11 protein-coding genes are annotated in these 12,542 nt (G+C 61.5%); 6 read left to right on the top strand and 5 right to left on the bottom strand.

Annotated elements, in window-relative coordinates:
* Positions 1-658: cell envelope integrity protein TolA (tolA, locus tag B0B52_RS19000; protein ID WP_139352016.1), on the top strand; the 658-nt coding region annotated here is incomplete at its 5' end.
* A gap of 65 nt (positions 659-723) precedes the next feature.
* Here tolA and dnaE read toward each other — a convergent pair.
* Entirely contained in the window at positions 724-4,230 is a 3,507-nt protein-coding gene (gene dnaE / locus B0B52_RS19005; RefSeq protein WP_077595248.1) for a DNA polymerase III subunit alpha, read from the bottom strand.
* 63 nt (positions 4,231-4,293) lie between these two features.
* Between dnaE and B0B52_RS19010 the strand changes: the two genes are divergently transcribed.
* Together B0B52_RS19010 and egtB are read left to right on the top strand one after the other, a co-directional pair.
* On the top strand, positions 4,294-5,073 hold the full coding sequence (locus B0B52_RS19010) for a sulfurtransferase (protein WP_077595249.1): 780 nt from the start codon (positions 4,294-4,296) through the stop codon (positions 5,071-5,073).
* A gap of 53 nt (positions 5,074-5,126) precedes the next feature.
* A complete protein-coding gene (egtB, locus tag B0B52_RS19015; RefSeq protein ID WP_077595250.1) occupies positions 5,127-6,452 on the top strand; it encodes an ergothioneine biosynthesis protein EgtB in 1,326 nt (441 codons plus the stop codon).
* 21 nt (positions 6,453-6,473) lie between these two features.
* Here the strand turns inward: egtB and B0B52_RS19020 are convergent, their stop codons facing one another.
* From B0B52_RS19020 to B0B52_RS19035, 4 genes are all read right to left on the bottom strand, one after another.
* Complete coding sequence (locus tag B0B52_RS19020) at positions 6,474-7,358, bottom strand: pirin family protein (protein WP_077595251.1); 885 nt, start codon at positions 7,356-7,358, stop codon at positions 6,474-6,476.
* Between the two features lie 25 nt (positions 7,359-7,383).
* Positions 7,384-7,938, bottom strand: coding sequence for a flavodoxin family protein (locus B0B52_RS19025; RefSeq protein WP_077595252.1), 555 nt, complete (start codon positions 7,936-7,938; stop codon positions 7,384-7,386).
* 88 nt (positions 7,939-8,026) lie between these two features.
* Positions 8,027-8,437, bottom strand: a complete 411-nt coding sequence (locus tag B0B52_RS19030) for a DoxX family protein (protein WP_077595253.1) — start codon at positions 8,435-8,437, stop codon at positions 8,027-8,029.
* Positions 8,438-8,517: 80 nt separating this feature from the next.
* Complete coding sequence (locus B0B52_RS19035; RefSeq protein ID WP_077595254.1) at positions 8,518-9,219, bottom strand: pirin family protein; 702 nt, start codon at positions 9,217-9,219, stop codon at positions 8,518-8,520.
* A 114-nt stretch (positions 9,220-9,333) separates the two neighbouring features.
* Here B0B52_RS19035 and B0B52_RS19040 point away from each other — a divergent pair, with 114 nt between their 5' ends.
* The 3 genes from B0B52_RS19040 (at position 9,334) to gluQRS (ending at position 12,528) form a co-directional block, all read left to right on the top strand.
* The gene (locus B0B52_RS19040) at positions 9,334-10,281 is read left to right on the top strand and encodes a LysR family transcriptional regulator (protein WP_077595255.1); all 948 of its coding nucleotides are present in this window, start codon (positions 9,334-9,336) and stop codon (positions 10,279-10,281) included.
* Positions 10,282-10,434: 153 nt separating this feature from the next.
* Positions 10,435-11,511, top strand: coding sequence for an NAD(P)/FAD-dependent oxidoreductase (locus B0B52_RS19045; protein ID WP_139352017.1), 1,077 nt, complete (start codon positions 10,435-10,437; stop codon positions 11,509-11,511).
* Between the two features lie 60 nt (positions 11,512-11,571).
* On the top strand, positions 11,572-12,528 hold the full coding sequence (gluQRS, locus tag B0B52_RS19050; RefSeq protein WP_077595256.1) for a tRNA glutamyl-Q(34) synthetase GluQRS: 957 nt from the start codon (positions 11,572-11,574) through the stop codon (positions 12,526-12,528).
* Positions 12,529-12,542 lie beyond the last annotated feature (14 nt).

The raw sequence follows: 12,542 nt of genomic DNA on the forward strand, positions 1-12,542 counted from the left end.
GTCCAGGCCCGAACCTCAGGTCAAGGCCCCGCCTCCACCGCCGGCTCCTGACGTAGACATCGCGCTGGAGCGCGAGAAAAAACGCAAGCTCGAACTGAAGAAGAAAGAAGCCGAGCTGGCAGAGGCAAAAAAAGAGCAGGAAAGGCTGAAAGAACTTCAAGCCAAGAAGGAAAAAGAGTTGAAGGCCAAGGAAGAACTGGCCAAGCGCAAGGCAGAAGAGCTCAAGAAAGCTGAAGCAAAGAAGCAGGACGCAAAAGAGCAGGAAAAGCAGAAACTCGTTGACGCAGCCGCGGAAAAGCAGCGGCAAGACAACATCAAACGTGCTTTGGGCATGGCCGGCGCCACGGGCAGCGCAGATGCCAAAGGCTCAGCGCAAAAGGCCAGCGGCCCTTCCGCCAGCTACGGAGGCAAGGTGCGCGCCAAGGTCAAGCCCAACATCGTGTTCACCGAAGACATTGCCGGAAACCCGACCGCCGAGGTCGAGGTGCGAACCACGCCTGATGGCACCATTTTGCAGCCACGCCTGCTCAAATCCAGCGGCAACAAGGCCTGGGACGAGGCCGTGATCAAGGCCATCATCCGCACCGAAACCATGCCCAAGGACGTGGACGGACGGGTGCCGACACCGATGATTCTGGAGTTTCGGCCCAAGGATTAAGGCATGCGGCACGCTATCAATAATATAGCTAATCGCGCCCGTAAAATATGGGCTAACGACCGATTTCACTCATAAACAATCTGCGCCTGACCATTGTCGGCCTGCGCCATCCAGCTGGCCAGCGCTGCGTCGGTCGGAAAGAACTTGGCCGCCTCGCCGAGCTGCAACTCGGCCACCACACTCTCGCGCTTGAGGCTGAGGCGAACCGGCAGGCCTCGCTGAACTTCTCCCTGCTCCGACATCTCCTTGCGCGGCGGAAAATCCCTGACGATGCGCTGCACATCCGGCGCCGTGCCATTGACAGCCACGCGCAGGTACTTGCCGAAGCGGCAGCGCGCTGACTCCAGACTCCAGACCTGCGTCACCTTGAAGCGACGGCCAAAGCGCTCTGACGCAGGCTGCAGCGTACCCTGCACGATCACCAGCTCATCGTCTTTCAGCAGGTTGCGGTTGGCGTTGAAGGTGGCTTCGTCCACGGAGGCTTCCAGCGTTTCGGTCTTGTCGTCGAGCTTGAAAATGATCAGCTTGCCACGGTTGCCGTTGATGACACGCAAGTCGCTGACGATGGCCGCCAGTAGGGTCTGGTCGCGCGAATCGATCAGGTCATCGATCTTGCGTTTGACGAACTGCCGCACCTCGGTTTCAACCTCGTCGAACAAATGCCCTGAGAGATAAAACCCGATGGCGGTTTTCTCCTGCACCAGCCGCGCCTTCACGCCAAACGGCATGGCCTCCACCAGCGGCGGCTCCTGCGTGCTTGCGGCATGGGAGTCCATATCGAACAGGCCGCCCTGGTTGACGTTGGCCTCGGCCTGCGCGGCAAATTCAAAGGCGCGGTCTACCGAGGCCAGCAGCGACGCACGGTTGAGCTGCAGGTTGTCGAAAGCGCCGGCCTTGATCAAGGCTTCGACCGTGCGCTTGTTCATTTTTGATTTGTCCACCCGCAGGCAGAAGTCGTACAGCGAAGCGAAGGGGCCACCCTCTTCACGCGCCGCGACGATGGCGGCAATGGCCTGCTGGCCCGTTCCCTTCACAGCGCCCAGGCCATAACGAATGCTTTTGTCCGTGATGGGTTCAAAGCGGTAGTGGCCGCGGTTGACGTCTGGCGACTCAAAGCTGATGCCCATTTTCTGCGCATCGGCAAAAAGAATCCTCAGCTTGTCGGTGTCGCCCATTTCCACCGTCATGTTGGCGCAGAAAAACTCGGCGGTGTAGTGCCGCTTGAGCCAGGCGGTGTGGTACGCCAGCAAGGCGTAGGCGGCCGAGTGTGACTTGTTGAAGCCGTAGCCAGCAAACTTCTCCATCAAGTCGAAAACTTCGTCGGCCTTTTCCTGCGACAGGCCGTTGGCACCGGCACCCTTGCGGAAAATTTCCCGCTGCGAGGCCATTTCCTTCTCGTCCTTCTTGCCCATCGCGCGGCGCAACATGTCGGCGCCGCCCAGCGAGTAACCGCCCAGGATCTGCGCCGTCTGCATCACCTGCTCCTGGTAGACCATGATGCCGTAGGTCTCTTCCAGCATGGGCTTGACGCGCGGATCCGGGTACTCAGGCACTTCCTTGCCCTGCTTGCGCGCGATGTACGTCGGGATCAGGTCCATCGGGCCGGGCCGGTACAGCGCATTCATCGCGATCAGGTCTTCCAGCCGGTTCGGGCGCGCATCCTTCAGCATGCGTTGCATGCCGATACTTTCAAACTGGAACACGGCTTCGGTCTTGCCCTCCGCAAACAGCGCGTAGACCCGCTGGTCGTCGAGCGGCAGGTTCTCGAACTTGAAATCCTTTTGCGCCGGATGCCGCTGGACGATGAACTCGCGCGCCAGCTCCAGAATGGTCAGCGTGGCCAGGCCCAAAAAGTCGAACTTGACGAGACCGATGGCCTCCACGTCGTTCTTGTCAAACTGGCTCACCGCAGAGGTGCTGCCCGGTTGCAGGTACAGCGGACAAAAGTCGGTGAGTTTGCCCGGCGCAATCAGCACACCGCCGGCATGCATGCCGACGTTGCGCGTCAGACCTTCGAGCTTGCGTGCGAGCTCGAGCAGGGTGCGCACATCCTCTTCCTTGGCCTCGCGCTCGGCCAGCACCGGCTCGGCCTCCAACGCATAAACCATCTTGTCGTTTTTCTTGCGGTCGGCAGGCACCAGCTGCAGGGTCACAGCCTGGCCGGGCTTGTTCGGCACCAGTTTTGAAATGCCGTCGCAAAAGCCATAAGAAAAATCAAGCACGCGGCCCACGTCGCGAATCGCGGCGCGTGCGGCCATGGTTCCGAAGGTCACAATCTGGCTGACCGCGGCGTGACCGTACTTGTCTTTCACATAGTCGATCACCCGGTCACGGTTGGTCTGGCAGAAGTCAATATCGAAGTCGGGCATGGACACCCGCTCCGGATTCAGGAACCGCTCGAACAGCAAGTTGTATTGCAACGGATCCAGATCGGTGATCTTCAGCGAATACGCAACGAGGGAGCCTGCGCCCGAGCCCCGACCCGGCCCTACCGGGCAGCCGTTGTTCTTGGCCCAGTTGATGAAATCGCCCACGATCAGGAAGTAGCCCGGGAACCCCATCTTCACGATGGTGTTGATCTCGAACTCCAGCCGCTCTACGTATTGCGGCCGCTTTTCATCACGTACCGATTCTTTGGGGTACAGATGCGCGAGCCGCTCTTCCAGCCCCTGGAAAGACGCATAGCGGAAATACTCATCAGGCGACATGCGCACGCCGTTGACCTCTGGGGTCGGATATTCCGGCAGCATGGGCTTGCCGAGCTCGAGCTTGAGGTTGCAGCGTTTGGCAATTTCCAGCGTGTTGGCCAGCGCCGAAGGCAAATCGGCAAACAACTCAGCCATCTGCGCGGAAGACTTGAAATACTGCTCGCGTGTGAACTTGCGCACGCGACGCGCATTGCCGAGAATTTCGCCCTCGGCAATACAGACGCGCGCCTCATGCGCCTCGTAGTCTTCATAGCCCAGAAACTGTACCGGATGCGTGGCAACCACCGGCAGCTTGAGCCGCGCGGCGAGCTGCACTGCTGCGGCGACATGCTGCTCGTCGTCGGCTCGCTGGGCGCGCTGCACCTCCAGGTAAAAACGGTGCGGAAACAATCCCGCAAAATACAGCGCGCATTCCAGCGCACGCGCACCATCGCCCTGCACCAAGGCCTGCCCGACCGCGCCGCCCTGCGCACCCGACAGGGCAATCAGGCCTTCACCGAGTTCCTGCAACCAGGCCAGGCTGATGACGGCCTGGTCACGCACTACGCCTTTGGTCCAGGCACGCGTCAGCAACTCCGACAGGTTCAGGTAACCCTGATGGCTTTGAACCAGCAGCAGCAGCCTCGCTGGCGCCGCGCCGGCGTCCTTGCCGGGCACCTGCACCCACACGTCGGCGCCTATCAGCGGCTTGACGCCGGCGCCCCGTGTTTCCTTGTAAAACTTGACCGTTCCAAACAAATTGCCCAGATCGGTGATGGCCAGGGCCGGCTGCCGGTCGGCTGCTGCTGCGGCCACGATTTCATCGATCCGGTTGGTGCCGTCGACCACCGAAAACTCGGTGTGGATACGTAAATGAACAAACATGAGTTCATTTTAGGGCTCGGGCCTGGGGCCCGGCACATTCCGGCTGCCTACAATGACCGCACCATGCAGATCCTGAACATTGCGGCCTACAAGTTTGTTGGCCTTGAGCGCCTTGAAGAGCTTCGAGCTGCGGTGCGCGATGCGCTCCACACGCGTGCGATCAAGGGCACGGTGCTGCTGGCAGGCGAAGGTATCAATCTGTTTCTGGCGGCCCCCAGCAGCGCCATTCATGACTTTTTGGCATGGTTGCGGTGTGATGCACGATTCCATGATCTGGAAACCAAGGAGAGCTGGTCCCACGCCCAGCCCTTTCGCAAATTGCTGGTCAAGGTCAAGCCCGAGATCATCCGCATGAGTCACCCGGCAATCCAGCCCGCGACGGGCCGCGCGCCGGCGGTGGACGCGAAAACCCTGAAGCGCTGGCTGGATGCCGGCCATGACGACGATGGCCGGCCCGTCGTTACCCTGGACACGCGCAACGACTTTGAAGTGGATGTGGGGACCTTCCGCGATGCGATTGACTGGCGCATCACCAAGTTCACCGAGTTCCCGAAAGCGTTGTTGGAACACCGCAAGGAGCTCGAAGGAAAAACCGTGGTGAGTTTTTGCACCGGCGGCATACGCTGCGAAAAGGCCGCCATTTTCATGCGCGAGGCCGGTGTCGAACATGTCTTCCAGCTTGACGGCGGCATTCTCAAATATTTCGAGGAAAGCGGCCACGCCCACTTTGACGGAGAATGTTTTGTCTTTGACGAACGGCGGGCGCTAGACCCGGCGCTCAAGCCCCGCGTGAATGTCGGGGCATCGTCTGACAACCCGACGCCTGAAGTCATGGGAAGCTGAACGGGTTTTTCGGGGGACATTGTCTTTCCACCCCTTTTTTGCATCGAGCCGCCATGCCCACACCCACTGCCGCCCGCCATGCCGCCGCCGGAACTTCCAGTCTGGCCCAGCGCTTCCAGCAAATCCGTGGCCAGACCGAACGTTTGGCACAGCCCCTAAGCGCCGAGGATTGCCAGCTGCAGTCCATGCCGGACGCCAGCCCGGCGAAATGGCACCTGGCGCACGTGACCTGGTTTTTCGAAACCTTCATCCTCGAGCGCTTCGAAAAGAACTTCCAGCCTTTCGACGCCAGCTTCAGAGTGCTGTTCAACAGTTACTACAACGGCGTGGGCGATAAACATCCACGCCCCCAGCGCGGCCTGATCAGCCGCCCGAACCTGCAGCAGGTGCTGGCCTATCGCGCGCAGGTTGACGAGCGCATACAAAACATCCTGGAACTGGCTCAGACCGGCCCTGACCGCGAGGAACTGCAGCAACTGCTCACGCTGGGTCTGCACCACGAACAGCAGCACCAGGAACTGCTGCTGACGGACATCAAACACGCGCTTTCATTCAACCCGGCACGACCCGGCTATGCGCGGCAGTGGCCATTGGCAGGCATCAGCCCGCAGCCCTTGCAGTGGCACAGCTTCGAGGGCGGCTTGCTCGAGCACGGTTTTGACGCGGCCCTGGACGGCGCGTTTGCCTTCGACAACGAGACGCCCCGCCACAAGACGTATGTAGCGCCGTTTGAAATCGGCAGCCGCCTTGTCACCAATGGCGAGATGATGGCATTCATCGCCGACGGCGGTTACCGGCGCCCCGAGCTGTGGCTGTCCATGGGCTGGGACTGGGTGCAGACAAAACAGGCGGCCCTGCCGCTGTACTGGCAGTCGCGTACTGAAGGCGGCGGTTTCCAGAACTTCACGCTGCAGGGCTTGGTGCAGGTGGACGCGCACACGCCGGCCTGCCATCTCAACTATTTTGAAGCCGACGCGTATGCGCGCTGGGCCGGCGCCCGCCTGCCCACCGAGTTTGAATGGGAACTCGCGGCACGCAACGTGCCGACGCCGCAGGCGCAGCGGGCCGAAGGCAACTTTGTCGAAAGCGGCGCGTACCACCCGATCGCACTGCAACACCGCAGCACCGGCCACCCGGCCCAGATGTTTGGCGACGTGTGGGAGTGGACACAGTCCAACTACAACCCCTATCCCGGCTACAAGCCCTGGGAAGGGTTGGTTGGCGAGTACAACGGCAAGTTCATGTGCAACCAGTTTGTGCTGCGCGGCGGCTCCTGCGCCACGCCGCAAAATCATGTGCGTGCCAGCTACCGCAATTTCTTTCCGCCGGAAGCGCAATGGCAGTTCAGCGGGCTGCGCCTGGCGCGCGATATCGGTTGAAGCTGACGCACTGACTCGACCCTAATCCGGTATCAGTCTGCGCTCCGGCAAGGGAATCAATTCGGAGTCCCCCGGCACCTGGCCCATGGCCTGCTTCTCCCAGTCCTGCGCGGCCTGCGTTATCCGCTCCTTGCGGCTGGATACAAAATTCCACCACATGAAGCGGCGGCCATCCAGCGGATCGCCACCGATGATCATCAGCCGGACGGCATTGTCGGCCACGATGGACGTTGCAACACCCGGAGCCAGAAGAACCAGCGTGTGTGCAGCCACCGTCTCGTCATCAACGAGCACGGTGCCATCCACCGTGTACAGGGCCAACTCCTGGGCCAACGGCGGCAGCGTAAACACTACGCTGGCGGCAAGCTGTACATCCAGGTAGATCGTTTTTGAAAAAGTCTTGACCGGTGAACTCTTTCCAAACGCGTCACCGATCAGCACCCGAATTTGCGCTCCTTCTTGTATCAGCGACGGAATGTCTGCTGCGGGCGTGTGCACAAAATCAGGAGCAACTTTTTCATGCTCGCGCGGCAAGGCAGCCCAGAGCTGGATGCCGTGATTGACATAGGACTGCGCCCTCAACTCTTCGGGCCCGCGCTCCGAATGCACAATGCCGCGGCCGGCTGTCATCCAGTTGATGGCGCCGGGTTCTATGCGCTGGCGGAAACCCAGGCTGTCACGGTGCATGATGGCGCCGTCAAAGAGGTAGGTCACCGTGGCCAGCCCAATATGAGGATGCGGCCGCACATCGTGCGAGGCTCCGGGTGCGACCGTTACCGGACCGAAGTGATCGAAAAACAGGAAAGGCCCCACGGCTTGCCGCTGCACGTCTGGCAGCAGACGCCGCACACGAAAGCCACCACCCAGGTCCTTGTCGTGTCCGCGAAGCGTCAATAAAGCAGGCATGAAACTCCCCCGATTTTCAGAATATTCAGCGCTGAAGCCGCGCAGCTACTTCGGCCACGCGTTTGCCGAACAATCTGGCAGTGGCAAGGTCGCCTGCAGACATTTCGCTCGCACCCGCGTCGGAAGCTGACTGGGCAATCGCCCCGCTGTACGACACCAGGTAGTTGATATCGTCGCGCTTTGCCGCTTTGGCATTCGAAGGCATCAGGCCCTGGCTGACCCAGATCATGCCGTGCTGCATCGCCAGCGTGAACAGGGTGGTGAGTGTGCCCTGCTTGTCGCCGTTCATGCCCGCGCTGTTGGTGAAGCCGGCCGCTATCTTGTCCTTCCATTCCTGGCTGTACCAGGGCTTGGAAGAAGCATCGGCAAATTTCTTGAACTGCCAGCTGACAGTGCCCATGTAGGTGGGCGAACCGAAAATGATGGCGTCGGCCGCCTTGAGCTGTTCCCATCCGCCGTCCGGCAAATTGCCGTCGGCATCAATGGCCAGCAAGGTTGCGTCTGCGCCTTCAGCCACGGCCTGGGCCATGCGCTGGGTATGTCCATACCCGGAGTGATAAACAACTACGGTGCTCGTCATGAAATGCCTTTGTTTTTATTGAAATGAAAAAGAGCAAGCCGGCCTCATGGCCGGCCTGCAGAATGATCAGAGCGATTCAGCCCTTGAGTCAGCTACCGGTCTTGCCGTCCACGCTCCACGCGCCTGGGCCCCAGGCAGCAATGGTCAGCAGGCCACCCACCACGGCGATGTTCTTGAAGAAAGCCTGTTGCTGCATCATGACCTGCTCTGCAGGCACCGCCCAGAAGGCGTGGAAGATGAAGGTGATGACCACGGTGAACAACGCAATACCCAGCGCGGCCCAGCGTGCCTGGAAGCCGACCAGCAACAACAGACCCAGACCCAGTTCCACGCCAATGGCTGCAGCGGCAGCCACTTCGGGAAGCGGCACGCCCTTGGAGGCGATATAGCCCGCGGTTCCGGCGAAGCCGGCAATCTTGCTGAAACCGGCCGGAATGAACAGCAAGGCAATCAGCGCGCGGCCGAGGAGGGAAAGCGGGTTTTGCAGAGAGTTGAGCATGGTGAGTCCTTTTTGTTGAAGTGATGAAAGAAAAATAATGAACCGAAGTACCCGGCAGTGCAAGTGCCAGGACCTCAGGTTCAGGCGGCGAGATCAAATACGAGTACTTCTGCTTGCTTGCCATCGGCAAGCAGCAGCCGGCTTTCTTCCTCCAGCTTGAGCGCGTCGCCCGCCTTCAGAGCCTGGCCGTTGACCTGGAGTTCCCCACGTACCAGGTGCACATAGGTTTTGCGCTGTGGATCCAGCGGCACTTCAGCCTTTTCCGGGCCATCGAACAGGCCTGCATGGAGCCTGGCATCTGCGTGAATCGTCACCGAGTCCTGTGCGCCGTCGGGCGAAGCCACCAGCCTGAGCGCGCCGCGCTTTGCGCTTTCGGGAAACGTCTTTTGCTCATAGCTGGGAGGAATCCCCGTCACGTTGGGTTCAATCCAGATCTGCAGAAAATGGGTGGTCTGGCCTTCGGCATGGTTGAACTCGCTGTGCTGCACACCGGTACCGGCGCTCATGCGCTGCACGTCACCGGGCGGGATGCCCTTGACATTGCCCATGCTGTCCTTGTGCGCCAGTTCGCCGCTGAGTACATAGCTGATGATTTCCATGTCCCGGTGGCCGTGCGTACCGAAGCCGCGGCCGGCGGCGATGCGGTCTTCGTTGATCACGCGCAGGTTGCCAAAACCCATGTGAGCCGGATCGTAGTAACCGGCAAACGAGAAAGAATGAAAAGACTTGAGCCAGCCGTGATCGGCATAGCCCCGCTCGCGGGAAGATCTCCTGGTCATCATGGGGTGCTCCTTTCAAGGTGCGTTTCAATGCCTCCAATGTAGGAGCCGGCGGGGTATTGGCTGTTGCGCGGGTTTGATGGCATCATTCAAATTATTTGAATCGTTACCTCTGCAATGACCCAAAACCGCGTGCGCGATGCCCTGACGCCCGAAACCATTGGACTGATTGGTTCCGTGCACCGCGCCGGCAGCATGGCGGCTGCCGCGCGTGAGCTTGGTCTGGTGCCCAGTGCGCTGACCTACCGCATTCGCCAGGTCGAAGATGCGCTGGATGTGCTGCTGTTCGACCGCTCCTCCAGGCAGGCCAGGCTCACGGAAGCAGGAAAGGAGTTGCTGCGTGAAGGCAACCGCCTTCTGGTTGAACTGGACGCTGTGGCCAACCGCGTCAAACGCGTGGCCACCGGCTGGGAGCCCGAGTTGACACTGGCTGTGGACAGTGTGATCTCCCGCACCACCGTGATGGAGCTTTGCGAAGCCTTTTTTGAACTGAATCCGCCAACGCGCCTGCGGCTGAGGGAGGAAGCCCTCTCGGGCACGCTGGAAGCGCTGGTTTCAGGCCAGGCCGATCTGTCCATCGGCGTCGCCATTGAACCGGGCATTCATAAATCGGTGCAAAGCAAGCCGCTGGGGAGCATTCACTTCATTTACGCCGTGGCGCCGCATCACCCGCTCGCCAAAGCTGCCGAGCCCATCACCGACGCCATGCTGATGCCCTACCGCGCAGTGGCCGTCGCGGACTCGGTGCAGCGCGGCAGCGGCATCACTGTGGGGCTGCTGGGCGGGCAGGACATCTTCACCGTACCCGGCATGCAGGAAAAACTGGATGCCCAGTTGCGCGGCCTGGGCGGCGGCTTTCTGCCGGAATATCTCGCGCGGCCGCATATCGCAACAGGGCGCCTGGTGGAAAAGCGTGTCCAGCGGGCCGCACGTGTCATTCCCGTCAACTATGCCTGGCGCCGCGTGAGCGCCGGCAACGAAGGGCGGGCCCTGCAGTGGTGGCTGGCCCAGCTGGAAAAGCCCGCAACGCGAAAGGCCCTGCTGGAGCGCGAACATGCGATTTAAAAAGGCCGGCGCACGCCAGTACAGCAGCGCCAGCGTGTAGAGTGTCACCATGATTTGCGCTCATCTCTGTCCCAGGCTGCGAGAATCGTGCGAAGCTTGCGCCATGAAACGCACTCTCGTCCATCATTGACCAACCGACAAAAAGTACAAGACATGACAAAAAAACCCCGTCCCGCTTCATCTGCCCCCCTGGTGCAACGCCACATCGCCGTGGTTGGTGCGGGCATGGCCGGCATTGCCTGCGCGCGCACGCTGGTGCAGGCAGGCCACCGGGTGACGGTGTTTGAGAAAAGCCAGGGCCCCGGTGGCCGCATGTCCACCCGCGACACCGAGTTTGGCGGGTTTGACCTCGGCACACAATACTTCACCGTGCGCGATGCACGCTTCGAAAAAGCCCTGGCCACCAGCCCGGGCCTGGTCCGCCCCTGGAGCGCCAACACCGTGCGCATTCTGGACGAGGCAGGCCGCGTGGTGGCCGCCTCGCTGCCTCCCAAGGAAGCGCACTGGGTGGCCACGCCGGGCATGAACGCACTGCTCAAGCAATGGGCCCAGCCACTGGACGCGGCTGGCGCGCTGATGATGGAGACCCAGGTGATCCGGATGGAGGGCGACAAGCTGCACCCCGAGCGCTGGCAGTTGCAGACAGAAGGCCCAGGCGCCAGCAGCCGGGTGTATTCCGGTTTTGACGCCGTGGTGCTGGCCGTGCCGGCACCCCAAGCCCATGCCCTGTTGCTGAGCTCCCAGCAAGGCAAGGCCCTGATGCCTGTGCTGGCGGGCATCACCATTGCACCCTGCTGGACCCTGATGCTCGCCTTTCCGCAGGCCATGCAACCCACCCTGCTGCATCTGGGCCCGCACTGGAACGCAGCGCGCAGCACGCACCACCGCATTGCCTGGCTGGCACGCGAATCCTCCAAGCCGGGGCGCAGCGCCATCGAACGCTGGACGGTGCAGGCCAGCCCGGAATGGTCCGAACGCCATCTGGAAGATGACGACGAGCGCGTCAAGGCCAAACTGCTCAAGGCCTTCACCGAAGTCACCGGCATACGCGCCCAACCCAGCCATGTCGCTGTGCATCGCTGGCGTTATGCACAAACCACCGAGCCTCTGGGTCAGTCCCACGTGTGGGATGCCAAGTCGAGCATCGGAACTTGCGGCGACTGGTGCTTGGGCCACCGGGTGGAAGATGCTTTCATTTCCGGTCTCGAAATGGCCTTGGCCATCTGCTGACGCGGCCGACGGGCCTCCTCCCTGGAGGCTCGGGACGAACGGATCAATGAAGTGACAAGCGTGGGGGCTCAATACACAGGGCGGTTTGCACCCTCGCCCACGGGCCCGCTGCATGCGGGTTCACTGGTGGCGGCACTGGCCAGTTGGCTGGATGCGCGCGCCCACCAGGGCCGATGGCTGGTACGCATCGAAGACGTAGACACACCACGCTGCGTGCCCGGTGTGGATACTGTGATCCTTCAGCAACTGGCTGCCTGCGGATTGCTGCCGGATGAACCCCCGCTGTATCAGTCGCAGCGCAGCACCCACTACCAGACAGCACTGGATCAGCTTGTCGCTGCTCACCTCGCTTACCCCTGCGCCTGCACACGGCAGGACATTGAGCGGGCCTTGGCCGGCCGGGGACAGGCACGGCCGCGCCACGGCGAGCTGGTGTACCCCGGCACTTGCCGCAACGGCTTGCAGGGCCGCGCCCCCCGTGCTTGGCGCCTTTTGACCGGAAATTCAGAGCAAAATATGCCTCTAGCCCTTATTTCACGGGCGCCAATAGCTCCTGATTTAATAGCAAACAACATCACCCACTGGACAGACCGTCGCCTGGGGCCGCAACAGCAAAACGTCGAGGAAGCCGTGGGCGACTTCGTGCTCAAACGCGCCGATGGCCTGTGGGCCTACCAGCTTGCCGTGGTTGTTGACGACGCCGCCCAAGGCATCACCGACGTGGTGCGCGGTGAGGATCTGGCCGACAACACCGCGCGGCAGATCCTGCTGCAAGGCGCCTTGGGCCTGCCCTTGCCGCGTTACATGCACACGCCGCTGGTGCTGGGCGCCAACGGGGAAAAGCTTTCCAAGCAAAACGGCGCCACGGCGCTGGACACCAGCCAGCCCCTGCAGGCATTGGAGCAGGCGGGGCAAGTTCTCAGGCTTCCCGCAGGCCTGCCTGCACGGACGCCGGCGGACTGGCTGCAGCAAGCGGTGCCGCTGTGGGCCGGGCGACTAAAATTGGCTGGTGATTGATTCCCCCCTTACCC

The sequence above is a fragment of the Polaromonas sp. A23 genome (genome assembly GCF_002001015.1).
Taxonomy (GTDB): domain Bacteria; phylum Pseudomonadota; class Gammaproteobacteria; order Burkholderiales; family Burkholderiaceae_C; genus Polaromonas.